At 64.0% G+C, this 16,622-nt stretch carries 9 protein-coding genes; 3 read left to right on the top strand and 6 right to left on the bottom strand.

Annotation, left to right across the window (positions count from 1 at the left end; genetic code table 11):
• Window positions 1-151 precede the first annotated feature (151 nt).
• The 3 genes from ACYQ3G_RS12680 to ACYQ3G_RS12670 all read left to right on the top strand — a co-directional run bounded on the left by ACYQ3G_RS12680 (window position 152) and on the right by ACYQ3G_RS12670 (window position 6,399).
• Window positions 152-1,537 carry a YdgA family protein gene (locus ACYQ3G_RS12680; protein WP_459826169.1) on the top strand — a complete coding sequence of 462 codons (1,386 nt, stop codon included), beginning with the start codon at window positions 152-154 and terminating at the stop codon, window positions 1,535-1,537.
• Between the two features lie 121 nt (window positions 1,538-1,658).
• On the top strand, window positions 1,659-2,906 hold the full coding sequence (locus ACYQ3G_RS12675; RefSeq protein WP_459826168.1) for a metallophosphoesterase family protein: 1,248 nt from the start codon (window positions 1,659-1,661) through the stop codon (window positions 2,904-2,906).
• A complete protein-coding gene (locus ACYQ3G_RS12670; protein ID WP_459826167.1) occupies window positions 2,896-6,399 on the top strand; it encodes an ATP-binding protein in 3,504 nt (1,167 codons plus the stop codon). The genes ACYQ3G_RS12675 and ACYQ3G_RS12670 overlap by 11 nt, the downstream gene beginning before the upstream one ends.
• A 361-nt stretch (window positions 6,400-6,760) precedes the next feature.
• Here the strand turns inward: ACYQ3G_RS12670 and ACYQ3G_RS12665 are convergent, their stop codons facing one another.
• From ACYQ3G_RS12665 to ACYQ3G_RS12640, 6 genes are all read right to left on the bottom strand, one after another.
• On the bottom strand, window positions 6,761-8,476 hold the full coding sequence (locus tag ACYQ3G_RS12665; RefSeq protein ID WP_459826166.1) for an alpha/beta hydrolase: 1,716 nt from the start codon (window positions 8,474-8,476) through the stop codon (window positions 6,761-6,763).
• Complete coding sequence (locus ACYQ3G_RS12660; protein ID WP_459826165.1) at window positions 8,476-9,438, bottom strand: hypothetical protein; 963 nt, start codon at window positions 9,436-9,438, stop codon at window positions 8,476-8,478. The genes ACYQ3G_RS12665 and ACYQ3G_RS12660 overlap by 1 nt, the downstream gene beginning before the upstream one ends.
• Window positions 9,439-10,381: 943 nt before the next feature.
• Window positions 10,382-11,125: an IS21-like element helper ATPase IstB gene (istB, locus tag ACYQ3G_RS12655; protein WP_459822251.1), complete on the bottom strand. Its 744-nt coding sequence runs from the start codon at window positions 11,123-11,125 to the stop codon at window positions 10,382-10,384.
• Window positions 11,119-12,651, bottom strand: a complete 1,533-nt coding sequence (gene istA, locus ACYQ3G_RS12650; RefSeq protein ID WP_459822249.1) for an IS21 family transposase — start codon at window positions 12,649-12,651, stop codon at window positions 11,119-11,121. Before istA ends, istB begins: the two co-directional genes overlap by 7 nt.
• 344 nt (window positions 12,652-12,995) lie before the next feature.
• Window positions 12,996-14,420 (bottom strand): alpha/beta hydrolase, encoded by a 1,425-nt coding sequence (locus ACYQ3G_RS12645; protein ID WP_459826164.1) that lies wholly within the window; start codon window positions 14,418-14,420, stop codon window positions 12,996-12,998.
• A 298-nt stretch (window positions 14,421-14,718) separates the two neighbouring features.
• Window positions 14,719-15,561 (bottom strand): hypothetical protein, encoded by an 843-nt coding sequence (locus tag ACYQ3G_RS12640; protein WP_459826163.1) that lies wholly within the window; start codon window positions 15,559-15,561, stop codon window positions 14,719-14,721.
• Window positions 15,562-16,622 lie beyond the last annotated feature (1,061 nt).

Below are 16,622 nucleotides of genomic sequence, written 5' to 3'. Positions count from 1 at the left end.
CGGGGGGGCCTTTTCGTTTCTGCGCCGCCTGTTTCCGGCCAACCGCGCCGTGGCCGCCTCAAATCCGTTGTTTTCTCCGGCTTGATGTGCAAGTCTGCCGACCTGACGAAACCGGCCCGTCTGCCAATGGCGCCGGGCACATGGAGGATCGATGAAAAGATTGTTTGTTCTGCTGCTCGTCTTCGCCGCCGGCGCATATGCCGCTGCCGCGTATCTGCTCGGCGGACAGGCCCGCGAGCAGTATTTTTCCCTGTTGAAGGAGCACGAACGCTCAGGCCTCGTGTCCTTGACCAACCAGTACTACGAGCGCGGTTTTCTCGCTTCCCGGGCCGCGACGCTGGTGGAGGTCGCCTTTCCCGGAGCGGAGCAGGGAGGCGTGGCGGCGAAGACCGTGCGCTTTACGCTGCGTCATGAACTGCGGCATGGCCCCATGCCGGATCTGTTCGACGGGTTTTCCTTCGACACGGCCCTGGCAACCATGAAGAGCGTCGTCGAACCCGTCGATTCCGGCGACGACGTCGGGAAGCTGTTCGCCGAGATCCCGGAGCTGGCGCAGTCCAGGTCCACGCTGCGCGTGGGCTTTTCCGGCGAGATCAAGGGCGATCTGACGGTTCCCGCCTTCGAGAAGAGCGGCGGGGAAGGGGAGCGCCTGACCTGGGGCGGGCTGACCCTCAACATCGTCCATGAGCCCATGACCGGCGCCGTGCGGGGCGATTTCTCCCTGCCCGGCCTGTCCATGGCCGCGGACCGGGGCAGGGTGGCGCTGGATGGCCTGACCGGCACCTTCGACCTGGTCGAGGCCTTGCCGTACCTCTATGTCGGCCGGGCCGACGGCGCGGTGGCGTCCATCAACATGACCCAGCCGGGTGCAGAGAGCGTCCTCGTCACGGATCTGCGCGTGTCGTCGGAAAGCAGCTGCGAAGCCAACCTGGCCGCGATGCTCCAGAAGCTCGACATCGCCAGGGTCGAGTACGGCGGCGGAGCTTTCGGTCCGCTGTCCTGCGACTTCGAGGCCAGACACCTCGACGCCCTGGCCCTGAGCGAATTCCAGTCCCGCCTGCGCCTGCTTGCCGGCGCGAGCGACGTGGACGTCGACGCCCTGTCCGCACAGGTCGGGGAACTGTATGTCACCCTTTTCGGGAAATTGCTGGCCGGAAAGCCCGAGTTGCGCATCTCCCGGCTGCGCCTGGGCACGGCCCGGGGCGACCTGACGGGCTCCCTGCAGGTCAGAAGCGACGCGCCCGCCGGACAGGCCGCGGTCAATCCGCTGCTCCTGCTGCCCTATGTCAAGGCCGAGGCCGAACTGATCGCCTCCGAAGAGCTTCTCGTCGGCCTGCTGGGCCTGGACGTGCGCAATCAGGACCCGGCCGCCACGGACGAAGCCGTGGACCTTCTGGCCAGGCAGCGCTTCCGTGACCAGATCGAGCCACTGCTGGCCCGGGGATTCCTGACGCGCGACGGCGCGAACATCACGGGCCGGGCTTCCCTCAGCCAGGGGCATCTGACGGTCAACGGACAGTCCACGCCGCTGTTCTGAGGCGGCGTACCAGCGCCTGCGGCCGGTCGCGACCGGGAGGAGGTTTCGAACGGCACTCCGGACAGGCCCCCGGTGCATGAAGCACCGGCACGACGAACCGCAACCGCAAACCGGAGATTTCATGTTCCGCTTTGTCCACGCCGCCGACATCCATCTCGACAGCCCCCTGCGGGGCCTCGAATCCTATCCCGACGCCCCGGTGGAGCAGATCCGCGGGGCCGCCAGGCGGGCCTTCGACAACCTGGTCGACCTGGCCATCGATGAGGGGGCGGCCTTCGTCCTCCTGGCCGGCGACCTCTTCGACGGCGACTGGAAGGACTACAACACGGGTCTCTACTTCACCCACCGCATGGGGCGCCTGCGCGAAGCGGGCATCCGGGTGCTGCTGGTTTCGGGAAACCACGACGCCGCGAGCCAGCTGACCCGCACCCTGCGCCTTCCGGACAACGTGACCCTCTTCCCGCACCGCAAACCGGCCACCGTCACCCTCGACGACCTGGGCGCGGCCGTGCACGGCCAGAGCTTCGGCGGCCGCGTCGTGTCCGAGGACCTGAGCCGGGACTACCCACATGCCGTGCCGGGCATGTGCAACATCGGCCTCTTGCACACGAGCCTGACGGGGCGGCCGAACCATGAGAACTACGCACCCTGCACCGTCGAGGGCCTGGCCTCCCGGGGCTACGACTACTGGGCCCTGGGGCACGTCCACCGTCGCGAGGTGGTCGGCCGCGACCCGTGGATCGTCTTCCCCGGCAACATCCAGGGCCGGCACATCCGCGAGACCGGGCCCAAGGGCTGCGCCGTGGTCACCGTCGAGTCCGGGCGCGTCACAGGCGTGGAGTTCCGCGATATCGACGTGCTGCGTTTCGAGGTTTGCCGTGTTGACCTGACGGGTTGCGCGGGTTCCGACGGTGTGCGTGACCGGGTGCGCGAGACCCTGGACGCGCGGCGCCGGGAAACGGACGGTCGTCCCCTGGCCGTGCGGGTAACCCTGGAAGGGCGAACGGATCTGCACGCAGGCCTGCACCGCGACCGGGGGCTCCTGCGCGAGGAGTTGCGGGCCCTGGCCGCGGACCTGGGCGACGTGTGGCTGGAGAAGTTGGAGGTGGCCACCCGGCCGACGGTCCCCGACCTGCCCGATGAGGATTCGCCCCTGGCCGGCCTGGAGCAGGCTGTGGCCTCACTGGAACTCGATGGGTCGCTCCTTGGCCTGGCGCCGGAGTTCGAGAATTTGAGAGGCCGCCTTCCGGCCGAACTGCTGGCAGCCGAGGACCCGTTCCACCCGGACGAGGAGGGGATGGCCTCGCTTCGCGACGAGGTCCGGGAACTGCTCATGGCCCGGTTGCAGGAGGGACGCCATGCGGATTGAGCGCCTGGAACTCGCGGCCTTCGGCCCCTTCACCGGCCGGGTCCTTCTTTTCGACTCGAATCTTCCCGGCCTGCACGTGGTGCACGGCCCCAACGAGGCCGGCAAGTCGAGCGCCCTGCGCGGCCTGCAGGCCCTGCTCTTCGGCTTCCCGACGCGCACGGGCGACAATTTCCTGCACGCCTACGACCAGTTGCTGGTGGGCGGGCGCCTGCGCCGCGACGACGGCCTGGCTCTTTCCTTCCGTCGGCGCAAGAAGGCCAAGAACGACCTTTTCGACGAGTCCGACGGCTCCCTCGGGGCCGACGCGCTGACGCCTTTTCTGCACGGCGTGGGGCAGGACATGTTCTCCGCTATGTACGGCATCGACCACGAGACCCTGGTCCGCGGCGGCCAGGGCATCCTGGACCAGGAAGGCGAGGTGGGGCAGGCCCTGTTCGCCGCCGGGGCAGGCTTCGCCTCCCTGCGGTCCGTGCTCAAGGGGCTGGAGGACGAGGCCGACGACCTGTTCAAGCCCCGCGCCTCGACAAAGGCTTTGACGGCCGCTCTGGCGCGCCACAAGGAGCTGCATTCGCAGCTGCGGTCCGCCAGCCTGGCCGGGCACGAGTGGCAGCGGCACAGCCAGGCCCTGGCCGAGGCCGAAGGGGAGGTGACCGCCCTGTCCGCCCGCCGCCAGGAACTGAGCCGCGAGACGAACCGTCTGGAACGGCTGCAGCGGGCCCTGCCCTTCCTGAGTCGGCGTCGGATGCTTTTGGAAAAACTTCAGGAGATGGGTGAGGTTTTTGCCCTGGCCGAGGATTTCGGCCTGCGTCGGCGCGCACTGGAAGACAAGGGCCGGACCCTGCGCGTGCGGCTGGAGGCGGCCGAGGCGCGGCGACGGGAGACCGTTGAGCGCATGGCCGCCCTGGGCGCCGAGAGGATCGTCATCGACCATGCCGAGGACATCGAGAACCTGCATCAGCGTCTGGGCGCGTACCGCAAGGGCCTAGAGGACCGCCCCGGTCTCGACGGTCGGCGCAGTACTTTCAAGATCGAGGCAGCGCACCTGCTGCGCCGCATCAGGCCCGAACTGGACGTGGAACGGGCCGAGACCCTGCGCCCAGGTCTGGCCAAGCGCAGAACCGTCCAGACCTTGGCCCAGCGTCACGAGGCCGTGTTCCAGGGCGTGCGGCAGGCCGGGACGCACCTGGCCGAACTGCAGCGGGACCTGGAAAGCCGAAAGGCCGAGCTGTCCGCCCTGGGCCGGGAGGCCGACGGCTCGGCGCTGGCGCTGGCCATCGGGGCCGCGCGCAAGGCTGGCGATCTGGACGAGGAACTGCGTCAGCGCGTGGCCGACGGGCAGAGGCTGCGCGGCGTCTGTCTGGCCTCGCTGGAGCGTCTGGGGCTGTGGCGGGGGAGCCTCGAAGCCGTGCCGTCCCTGCGCCTGCCCCTGCCCGAGACCGTCAACGAATTCGAGGCGGCCCTGCAGCGCCGGGACGAGGAGCTGCGCCGCCTCCGTCAGGAAGAGGAGCGCGCCGTCCAGAATCTGGAGTCCCTGGATCGCGAATTGCGGGCCATCGAGCACGCCGCCGTGGTCCCGTCCGAGGCCGATCTGGCCGACTGCCGGGCCAGGCGTGAGGAGGGGTGGGGCCTTTTGCGGCGGCAATGGCTGGGCGGCGAGGACATCACGGCCGAAAGCTGTCTCTACGCCGAGGACGGGTCTTTGCCCGAAGCCTACGAACAGTGGGTGGTCAAGGCCGATCAGACGGCCGACCGCATGTACCGGGAGGCCGACCGGGTCCAGAAGCACGCCCAGTTCCTGGCCGGCATTGAGTCCGCCGGGTCCGTGCTGGACGGGCTGCGGGCCGCCATCGCCGCGGAACTGGCCGAACGCGAGGCCCTCCTGGCCCGTTGGCGTGAGCAGTGGTCGCCGTGCGGCATAGAGCCTCTGGGCCCGCGCGAGATGCGGGCCTGGCGCGCGAATTTCGACGACCTCGGCCGCAAGGTCGAGGAACTGGACCGGGCTCGCTCCGAACTGGCCGTACGCCAGGCGCGGCGCGCGGAGCTGCGCGAGCTGTTGCTGCGCGAGCTTGAGGCCCTGGGCGAGGCCGCGGACCGGACCGGAGAGGAGCTGTCCCCGGCCTTGCGCCGGGCCGAGGCCTTGGCCGACGCGCTGGGTGCGGGCCGTGTCAGGCGCGAAACCCTGGCGCGGGCCGTGGCCGAACTGTCGTCTGCCGTGGGCAAGGCCGAGGTGGCCGCGGACGCCGCCCGCAGGCAGGGCGACGAGTGGCGGGAAGCCTGGGCCGAGGCCGTGGCTTTCCTGGGCCTGCCCGGCGGCGCATCGCCCGAGGAGGCCGCCGACTACGTGGAAACGGTCCAGGAGTGTCTGGCCAAGCTCGACGAGGAGGATGTGCTGCGCAAGCGCATCGCTGGCATCGACCGCGACGCGCGGACCTTCGAGGACGACGTGCGCGGCGTCTGCGGCCTCGTGGACCCGGTCGCCGCGGATCACGACGCCGCCTTGGCCGTGGGCCGCCTCAAGGCCCTCTTGGCCCAGGCGGTGCGGGAGCAGACCGTGCGGGCTCGGCTGGAGGAAGACGCGGCCCAGGCGGAACGGGAAATCCGCTCCCTGTCCGAAGACATGGCTGTGGTCGGGGAAGGGCTGGCCGCCCTGCGGGCCGAGGCGCGCGTCGATGACGACGAAGGCATGACCGAGGCCGAACGGCGGTTCGCCGCCTGGTCCCAGCTGCGCGGTGAAGCGGACAAGGTCGAGGCCGACCTGGCCGGCATGGCCGAGGGCGGAAGCCTCGATGATCTGGAGTCATTGGCGCGCGAGCACGACTCCGACGCCCTGCCCGGACGTCTGGCCGAACTGCGCCTGGAGCTGCGGGAACAGGTCGAGCCGCGGCTGCAGGAACTGGCCGAGGTCATCGGGCGGGAGAAGAACGAACTGGCGCGCATGGACGGCTGCGACGCCGCGGCCCGCGTGGCCGAGGAGATGCAGGAGGTCCTGGCGACGATTTCGCGCCTGACGGGGCGTTACATCCGCCTCAAGGTCGCCTCGGGGGTGCTGCGCGCCGAGATCGAACGCTACCGCTCCGCCAACCAGGGGCCGCTTCTGTCCATGGCCTCGGATCTCTTCCGCGACCTGACCCTCTCGTCCTTCATCGGTCTGCAGGCTGACATCGACGAGAGCGACCGGCCCGTCATCCTGGGCCTGCGGCCCGGCGGCGAGCGGGTCCGGGTCGATGGCATGAGCTCCGGCACCCGCGACCAGCTCTACCTGTCCCTGCGACTGGCGAGCCTCTCCTGGCGCGCACGGACCGCCGAGCCCATGCCCTTCATCGTCGACGACATCCTCATCAACTTCGATGAAGTCAGAAGCGAGGCGACCCTGAAGGCTTTGGCCGAGATGGCCGACCGCACCCAGGTCATCCTCTTCACCCATCAGGCCTACGTGGCGGACCTGGCCCGGGGGCTGGGGGACGGGGAGAGGGTGTTTGTGCACGGGCTGTAGATTTGTATCAGCGCGGCCGCGTGCCGGACGGTCTCCGGCGATGGCCGTCGAAACTCCCTCGCCGGCCTCGTAATGCTTCCCGGCCTTGAGTTTTGGTCATTGGTCGGCGCTTCGAACGTGACACGGCCGGGAAGCAAACGATGCCTGGATCGGTCAAACAGTCGACGGCCCTCGCCGGAGACCGCCCGGCACGCTCGGACCGAGCGTAGGGCGGGATGGTGGAAAGGCAAGTGGAGATCGATCCGCTCGGACCCAGCTTTGGGCGGGGTGACGGAAAGGCAAGGGAATATCGATCCGCTTGGAGCGAGCTTTGAGCGGGATGGCGGAAGAGCAAGGGGAGAGAGCTGTTCCGCCGCCCGTTTCAGTCGTACTCTTCCCGCAGCCATCCCAGACAGAGGTTGTGGATGGTGTTGATGGTGGCCTGGATGGAACTCTGGTCGAAGAATCCCGAATGTTTCGCGTTTGTGGGACAGCCGGTGGCGATCATGCAGTGCCAAGCGTTTTGCCAGAACGGAAGGGTGTGCGATGCTTTGCCCCAGGTGGTGCAATCCGGCTGGAGGCCGGTCGCCGAACTGAGCGGCACCGTGCCGTCGCCCAGGTTGCATGTGTCGGCCATGCCCGGCCCGGTGTCGCCGAACCCCGACACACGCAGCAGGAACAGCCGTTTTCCTTCCTTGATCCCACGATCCAACTCCGCAAAGGGCGTATCCCAGGGGACTGCCGGGCCATGGGTGCCGTCGGCCTCGACCCAACGGACCTCGCTGTAGTTGCCCCGGCTTCGTTCCAGGATGCCCGAGATGTGCCGCAGGGCGTAGTACCTGTCCCGCAGGTCCCTGTCCCCGCGCATGTCGTCCTGGCGGTGCTTCACGGTCAGGGTCACGTCCCGGGCCAGCCAGCTCACTTCCGAACACGTGTCGTGGCGTCCGCTGCTAAAGAGTTGCATGGTGCGTGGGTGGCTGTAATTCCCGATTGCCGCATGGAAATTTCGGACCGCCTCCAGCCTGTTCAGAAATATCCTGGCCCGTTTTTCCGATCCGGGATCAGCCTCTGTCTCCTGGCCATGGAATACGCTGTCGAGGGCCTGTTCCTCCAGGGGTTCCGGCTGAAACCAGACGCCGTGGATCATGCCCCAGAAGTCGCGATGGCTGCTTCTGGCGTAGATTTCCGTGTAAGGATCGGCCTTGGGGTAGGACTGCAGCCCGTCCGGCGAGCCTGGGTCCTGGACGTGCAGCCACTCCCTCCTGCCGTCGTTGGTGCGGTAGTGCTGGCTGGGCAGGAGCTCCAGGGCGCTCTCGGCGTGGGGGAAAATGGCGGTGATGGAGGGACCGTCGGGCCCGAGAACCTTGGCGCCGAGCATGCCCAGCACATCGAAGAAGCCGTCCACCTCCTGCCCGGCGATCATGCGCCGGTAGGCCACCGGCGCGCCGTGCACGGGCTGCGCGCCGTGAATGACGCCGAGGACCTTGTCGGCGACGTCCCCGGCGTCATCGCCGCCCAGGGCCCAGCGGGTGACCAGACCGCCCATGGAGTGGGTGACGAGGATGACCTTTTCGCCCTTGATGGTGCGGATGAATTCGCGCAGTTTCGCGCCGGACACGCGGTTCGACTCCAGCCAGTTGTAGCCGAAGGCGTGGACGGGCAGGTCCAGCAGCACCTTGAGGGGCGTTGCCCAGTCCTGGATGGAGGTGAGCAGGTCGCCGTAAAAGCTCCAGGCCACGCCGCCCCAGCCGCGTTCTTTGGCTTTGGGGTAGTTGGCGTGATCCTTGGTGATTTCATTCATGAGGCTTGGTTTATTTTTGATGAGAAGGTTGTAGCGATCTTCAGGCGTTGCTCCCATGAACAGTTTGCTCATGAAGAACGGATCTTCCGGGTTCCAGATGGGAGCATTTTTTTGGTTCTTCAGCTTTGAGCCCATGATGCCGGGCACGAAGATGACGGCAATGGTGTCGCGCCGGACCTGGATGATGTTGTCCCGGCAGGCCTCGCATTCTGTGCAAATAGGCTCCTTGAGCATTTCTCGCGGGGTCTTTCTGTGCCGCAGGGGATCGTCGTAGGGTATTTTCGGTTTGTTATGCATTATCTTCCTCCTTTCATCTTGGCGTGCCATGCCTCAATGGATGTGAAATTTTCGAGGACTGCATCCCAAATGCGCAGGGCTTCCCTGTGATCATCTGTCTTGCATTCCATTCTTATGACAATTCTCGGCCGTTCTGGATTCCTGGGTACCCCTTCGATCGTCCATTTGCCCGAGAATTCCGTTTCATGTGCGCCACTTTCCTTCGGGGAGAGGACAAACGCTTCCTCCAGGCCGGGCCTGCCGGCGAAGAAGAGTTGGCGTGAACGCAGGATTTTTAGGTCTGCTCCGTGGGCTTTGATAATTTTTCGGATCGCGGCGATCGATTTGGCTGGTTCATCTGGTCTGAAGATCGTGAACGCCATGAGGCTCAGCGATATTTCCGGTGTAGCTTCAGTTTTTGTGCGCAGTGCGTAGGCATCGACGCTCTCATCCCATGTCTTCATCCCCCGCATCCAGCCTCTCCCCGTCCAAAACAAGTCCGCCGGGAGGGCTGATCTGTCCGTGTGGTAGTGCCTGAAGAAGTCCAGGGTCGTCCCTTTCAGGTCGCCCAGGCATTCCTTGCCAATCTCATAGGCTGTTTCCTCCTTGATGCGCAGAATCCAGTCCGGCATGGCCACGAACGTGTCGACCCAGTGCGCGCCGTTCTGGGCCGAGTAGCAGAGCAGGACGGCCGGGTGGCCGAAGTGTTCGCTGACGTCCTCCTGGACGAACCCGCCCCGGACGACGGGCGTGTTCTTGTACACGTCGTAGTGCTTCCTGGCCTCGTCGCGGACCGGTTCCCACATGTCCCGGAACTGCTGTGCGCGGTCCCCGGAGTTCCAGTCCGTTTCTTCGATGGACATATCGTTGATGTTTATGATCCTGCCCTGGAACTCCAGCCCCTGAGGCACGGGGAAGAGGAAGCGCCCCACGGGGTAGAGGGTCACGGGCAGGGGGGGCTGGCTGGTTGTGGTGTGCTGCATGGTTTTGCAACCTCCGGCGAGAAGAAGTGTCAGGATGGCAAAGACGCACAGCGCGCAACTCTGTGCACGGGAGATGGGGTTTCCACTGACGGCGGGGCCGCCGTGGGTGTCTGTTAGGCACCGGGTTATGGCCGGCCGCCTTTTCCGCGCGGCAGTATGGGGATGTAGTCGAGGGCGTCCGTCTGGTGCACCGTCGTGGTCTGGGTGTAGGTGTAGTAGGATGGTTTTTTCCGCGCCGGATTCCAACTCGTACAGGCGTGCCAGGGCATCCTGGTGACACGGAGGGTCCAGCATTAGCCAGATCACGCATCCTTTGTCCCGGGCTTCCCGCAGCGGTGCGTCTGGACCTTCAACACGCCGTTGCGTGCCGCAGAGATTCATGACCTCCATCGATTCAGTCTCCCGTGTGCAGTGTTCTGCCTCCGTTCGCAGGCGTCAAAATTCACTTGGAGGAAGACGGTATTATGGAAGGACCGGGTGTGATATTGGGCGATTTCAGTATAGTGGAAGACGCAATTGCGTAAGTGGTCGCGCTGCGGCGTTGAATGCTGTGAAGATCCGGGCATGGACGGGGAGCGGGTGCTCGTACACGGGCTGTAGGAACGGGAAACGAGGGCATGTTCTTCGTGATGGCGGTTAGAACCGCGAGCATCTCGGTGTCATCCCCGCCTTCGCGGGGATGACACATGAGTAGGGCGATGACGTCACCACGTTGACCAGGCTGGCGGCAACAAAATCGACCCTCGCAATGCTTCCCGGCCTTGAGTTTTGGTCATTGGGTGGCGCTTCGAACGTGACACGCCCGGGAAGCAAACCATGCCTGGCTGCGCATTCCGGAGAAACTGAACACTGATTCCATGCCAAACTGAACACGCGTTCCGGCTGAAACTGACCAGGAAATCGAAGCGAAGCGACGCTGGTTTTGGAACGCTATGGGAACTGGTCAGTTGGGGTCAATGATGGATTTCATCTTCCGCATGGATTCTCCTTTGAGGTTGAGCTGGTAGGCGTTGTGGACGAGACGGTCGAGAATGGCGTCGGCCATTGTCGCGTCAGCGAGGTAGTCGTGCCAGGCCGCGACGGGCAGTTGGCTGGTGACGATGGTCGAATGCCTTCCGTGACGGTCTTCGAGCAGTTCAAGCAGTTCCCTGCATGCGGCTGGGGTCATCGGAGCCAGCCCCCAGTCGTCGAGCACGAGCAGAGGGGTTTTGGCAAAGGACCGCATGAGCTTTCCGTACCGGCCGTCGGCTTTGGCGATCAGCAGATCCTCCATGAGCCGAGGCAAGCGCATGTACAGGGCGTCGAAGCCTTCCAGACAGGCCTTGTGAGCCAGGGCGCAGGCCAGAAAGCTCTTCCCTACGCCGGTCGGTCCAGTGATGAGCACGTTGTGTCCCTTGCCGATCCAGGAGCAGGAGCCCAGGCCCATAACCAAGGGTTTGTCGAGACCCCTTGGAGTGTGGAGGTCGATGTCCTCGAAGCAGGCCGCGTGCCTGAGCTTTGCCCTCTTCAGTCTGGTCGTAAGACGGCGGTTCATGCGGTGCATCTTTTCGCGGTCGATGAGAAGCGCCAAGCGCTCTTCAAAGGACAGTTCTTCGATGCCCTGCATGGCCCGCTGTTCCTCCAGAGCCCTGGCCATGCCGCCAAGGCCGAGGGCATTGAGAGTCTGCGTGGTTGGGTGACTCAGCATGAGGCCTCCTTGCGATAGTATTCCGGGCCGCGCACGTTGTCGTGGTGTATGGAGGTCTGATCAGCGTTGCGGATCGGCAACGGCAGACGGTCCAGTCCGGTCTTGAGGATGGACTTGAGGCTTTTCTGAGAAAGGGCGCCCAGATGCAGCGCCCGTTCGCAGGCCGCGTCCAGGCGTTCGGGACCGTGCTCCTTGGCCAGCCCAATGACGCCCAGGCAGGATCTGTAGCCCTGCACAGGATGTTTGCGCGAGTCTATGATGGCCTCGGCCAGCGCAAAGACATTGGGGCCGAGCTTCCGTGCCCATTCCATGATGCGCTCCGGGGTCCAGCCCGCGTATTCTTGGTGGCTCTTGGGCATGTGTTCCATCACGGTCGTATGCCGTCCTTTCTGCATGGACCTAGGATGCACGGACACGCGCTGGCCCTTGTGGAAGCATTCCACGCTGGTGGCCGTGATCCGAACGTCGACACGTTTTTTGATGAGGCTGCACGGCACGGAGTAATAATGCCCGTCCACTTCGACATGGTAGTCGATGTTGACCGTGGCCTGCTTCCACTCGGCAAAGACGTAAGGGGCGCACGGCAGCGGGAGGAGTGCTGGCTTGTCGAGGGTTTCGAAAGCCTCCCTTCGGCTGCCCGGCAGCTTTTTGAACGGTCGGGAGTTGAGGTCGGCTACCAGGGCGGCGATGGCAAGGTTGGCTTCGTGCAGGGACAGAAAGATCCGGTTGCGCAGTCTGGCCAGAATCCAACGCTCCACAATCTGCACGCCGACCTCAACCTTGGCCTTGTCCTTGGGCTTGCGCACCCTGGCCGGGATGACGGCCGAGCCGTAGTGTGCAGCCATGTCGTCGTAGGTCGGATTGATGTCGGGCTCGTAGCGGCAGGCTTTGTTGACGCCCGACCGCAGATTGTCGGGGACAAGCAGATGCGGGGCGCCGCCGAAAAAGGTGAAGGCGCGGACATGGGAGCCGATCCAGTCCGGCAGGCCCTGCGTCCACGTGGCCTCGGCAAAGGTGTAGTTGCTGGCACCAAGCACGGTCACAAAGATCTGGGCCTCGCGAACCTTGCCGCTGAACGGGTCCTGGATGGGAAGGGTCTGGCCGGCGTAGTCAATGAAAGCCTTTTCCCCGGCCAGATGGATTTGGCGCATGGATGGCTTGAGTTTGCTGACGAAGGCGCGGTAGCGGTCGCAGAAGCAACTGTATTGCAAGCCGTCGGGTTGCTCTGCCTTGTACTCCTCCCAGAGCAGAAGCAGGGTCACAGAGCGTCGTTTGCGCTCTATGTGGACGTCGGCCCAGTTCGGCTCCGGCCGCTTCACAGTGCTCGGCGGCAGGGGCGGAAAGAGCAGGCTCTCAATATCCGAGTCGGACAAGCCGGGCGGCAAAGGCCAACCTATATTGGCCGCCCGAGATCGACGCAGATACTCGATTGCGGTGTTGTGTGAAATGCTGAGGCTCTGACCGATCTGTCGCACGGTCAGCCCTGATTGAAAGTGAAGTCGTAAGACGTCTTTGATCTTGCGCATGGATAACCTCGAATTGGCCATGGGCACCTCCTGAAAAGGAGTATGCCCGAGTTATCCAGCGCCGCACCCGCTGAGGAAATTTTTCCCGTGGGATCGAACACGACCCGGTGTTCAGTTTGTTCCGGAATCGGTGTTCAGTTTCCCATGGATTCCGTGTTCAGTTTGCCGCGGAATCGGTGTTCAGTTTGCTCCGGAATCCATGTTCAGCTTGGATCGGAATACGCAGCCTGGCTCGGTCAAACAGTCGACGGCCCTCGTCGGAGACCGCCCGACAAGCTTGAACCGAGCGTTTGGCGGGATGGCGGAAAGGCAAGAGAGGACAATTGTTCCAAGTGCTTCCCGTTTCAGTCGAGCTCTTCCCGGAGCCAGCCCAGACAGAGGTTGTGGATGGTGTTGATGGTGGCCTGGATGGCGCTCTTGTCGAAGAATTCCGAATGTTCGTTTGTCGTGGGGCAGCCGGTGGCGATCATGGAGCGATGGGCTCCATCCCAGTAAGGTAGGGTGGACGTGGCGTTGCCCCAGGTGTTGCAGTCCGGCTGGAGGCCCGTGGCCGAACTGAGGGGGACCGTGCCGTCGCCCAGAGTACAGATGTCTTTGTCGGCCATGCCCGGTTCCGTGTCTCCGAAGTCTGACACTCGTAGCAGGATGAGCCGCCGTCCTTCCCTGATTTCCCTGTCCAGTTCCGCAAAGGGCGTGTCCCAGGGCACCGTATTTCCGTGGGATCCGTCGGCCTCGACCCAACGGACCTCGCTGTAGTTGCCCCGGTTGCGTTCCAGGATGCCCGAGATGTGCCGCAGGGCGTAGTACCTGTCCCGCAGGTCCCTGTCCCCGCGCATGTCGTCCTGGCGGTGCTTCACGGTCAGGGTCACGTCCCTGGCCAGCCAGCTCACTTCCGAACACGTGTCCTGGCCGCCGCTGCTGAAGAACTGCATGGTGCGGGGATGGCTGTAGTCGCCGATTGTGGCGTGGAAATTCCGGACCGTCTCCAGCCTGTTCAGAAATATCCTGGCCCGTATTTCGGAGTCGGGATCCGCCTCTGTCTCCTCGCCATGGAAGACGCGGCCCAAAGCCCCTTCCTCCAGGGGGTCCGGCTGGAACCAGTCGCCGTGGATCATGCCCCAGAAGTCGCGATGGCTGCTTCTGGCGTAGATTTCCCGGTAGGGGTCGGCCTTGGGGTAGGAGTGAAGCCCGTCCGGAGAGGATGGGTCCTGGACGTGCAGCCATTCCCGCCTGCCGTCGTTGGTGCGGTAGTGCTGGCTGGGCAGCAGCTCCAGGGCGCTCTCGGCGTGGGGGAAGATGGCGGTGATGGACGGGCCGTCTGGCCCAAGGACCTTGGCGCCGAGCATGCCCAGGATGTTGAAGAAGCCGTCCACTTCCTGCCCGGCGATCATGCGCCGGTAGGCCACCGGGGCGCCGTGTACGGGCTGCGCACCGTGGATGACGCCGAGGACCTTGTCACCGATGTCTCCGGCGTCATCGCCGCCCAGGGCCCAGCGTGTGACCAGGCCGCCCATGGAGTGGGTCACGATGATGACCTTTTCGGCCTGGATGGTGCTGATGAAGGCGCGCAATTTCGCGCCCGATACGCGGTTCGACTCCAGCCAGTTGTAGCCGAAGGCGTAGACGGGCAGATCCAGCAGCACCTTGAGGGGAGTGGCCCAGTTCTGGATGGAGGTCAGCAGGTCCCCGTAAAAGCTCCAGGCCACTGAGCCCCAGCCGCGTTCTTCGGCTTTGGGGTAGTCGGCGTGTTTCTTGTTGATTTCGTTCATGACGGCTAAGGGTTTTTCTATGAGGAGTTTATAACGCTTTTTGGGCTTCGCTTTCATGTACGTTTCAAACATGAACGAGAGATCGTCTGGATTCCAAACGGGGACATTACCTTTATTGAGTTTTGACCCCATTATGCCGGGCACGAAGACGACGGCGATGGTGTCGCGCCTAACCTGGATGATATTGTCCCTGCATGCCTCGCATTCTGTTGAAATCGGTTCCTTGAGCATTTCCCGAGGTGTTTTCCTGTGGCGCAGTGGATCGTCGTAGGGTATTTTCGGTGTGCTGTTGCGCATGTTATCTTCCTCCTTTCATTTTGGCGTGCCATGCCTGAATGGATGTGAAATTATCTATGGCTGCGTCCCAGATGCGCAGGGCATCGTCCTGAGCTTCTGCGTCGCAGAGCATCTCCAGGTAGAGAGCAGGTCTTTGTGGATTTTTGGCTTCTGTTTCGATGGCCCACTCGGCAAAGAGTGTCGATTTTGGTATGCCGCATTCATGCCCGGAAAGGATAAAGACTTCTTCCAAGCCGGGCATGCCTTCGAAGGGGCGTTGGCGTGAACGCAGGAGTTTGAGACCGATGTTATTCCCATCGAGTATTTTTCGAATCGAAGTGATCGATTTGGCTGGTTCATCAGGCGTTGCGCTTGTGTACGCCCTGAAAGTCAGCGATATTTCCGGTGTAGTTTCCGATTTTGCGCGCCACGCGTAGGCATCGATGCTTTCATACCGCGTCTTCATACCCCGCATCCACCCCCTCCCCGTCCAAAACAAGTCCGCCGGAAGATTAGACCTGTCCGTGTGGTAGTGCCTGAAAAAGTCCAGGGTCGTCCCTTTCAAATCGCCCAGGCATTCCTTGCCGATCTCATAGGCGGTCTCCTCCTTGATGCGTAGGATCCAGTCCGGCATGGCCACGAACGTGTCGATCCAGTGCGCGCCGTTCTGGGCCGAGTAGCAGAGCAGGACGGCCGGGTGGCCGAAGTGTTCGCTGACGTCCTCCTGGACGAACCCGCCGCGGACGACGGGCGTGTTCTTGTACACGTCGTAGTGCTTTCTGGCCTCGTCGCGGACCGGTTCCCACATGTCCCGGAACTGTTGTGCGCGGTCCCCGCGGCCCCAGTCCGTTTCCTCGATGGTCATGCGGTTGATCTTGATGCTCCTGCCCTGGAACTCCAACCCCTGAGGCACGGGGAAGAGGAAGCGCCCCACGGGGTAGAGGGTCACGGGCAGGGGGGGCTGGCTGGTTGTGGTGTGCTGCATGGTTTTGCAACCTCCGGCGAGAAGAAGTGTCAGGATGGCAAGGGCGCACAGCGCGCAGCGCTGCGCACAGGACATGGGGTTTCCGCTGACGGCGGGGCAGCTACGTGTGTCTGTTCGGCCCCGGGTCATGGCCGGTCGCCGTTTCCGCCGGCGGAATGGGGACGTAATCCAGGTCGCCCGTCTGGTGCACCGTGCTGGTCTGGGCGTAGGTGCAGTCGCGCCAGGGCCTCCTTGCGGCAGCCGGGATTCAGCAGCAGCCAGATCGCGCATCCTTTGCCCCGTGCTTCCCGCAGACCTTCGTCCGGATTATCGACACTCCGAAGCGTGCCCCAGGAATTCAAGACCTCCATCGATTCAGCCTCCCGCGTTGCAGTGCCCTGCCCCCGTGCCGGGGGCGCCGAACATTGTTTTGGTGGGAGACAGTAAAGCGAAAGGTCCAAGAGTGATATTGGGCGATTTGAGTATGATGGATTACTGAATTGCGTAGATGACGCCGCGTCGAGGCATGATGGGGGGTGTATCAGTGCGGCCGCGTGCCGGGCGGTCTCCGGCGAGGGCCGTCGAAACTCCCTCTCCGGCCTCGTAATGCTTCACGGCCTTGAGTTTTGGTCGTCGGGTGGCGCTTCGAACGTGACACGGCCGGGAAGCAAACGATGCCTGGATCGGTCAAACAGTCGACGGCCCTCGCCGGAGACCGCCCGGCACGCTCGGACCGAGCTTTGGGCGGGGTGACGGAAATGCGAGAAGGATGTCCGTTCCGCTCAAATCGAGTGTTGGGCGGCATGGCGGAAAGGCAAGGGGAGATCGATCCGCTCGGACCGAGCGTTGGGTGTAATCGAAGAAAGATCGGGTTTGGGACGGCAAGCATCTGACATGTGTCGACTTGTACCCGGAATGACCGCATAACCACCGCGTCATCCCCGCGGAGGCGGGGATCCATG

This window comes from Desulfomicrobium salsuginis (assembly GCF_054657795.1).
Note: the sequence above shows the minus strand (reverse complement) of the source record. Positions and strands in the feature narration are given on the sequence as shown.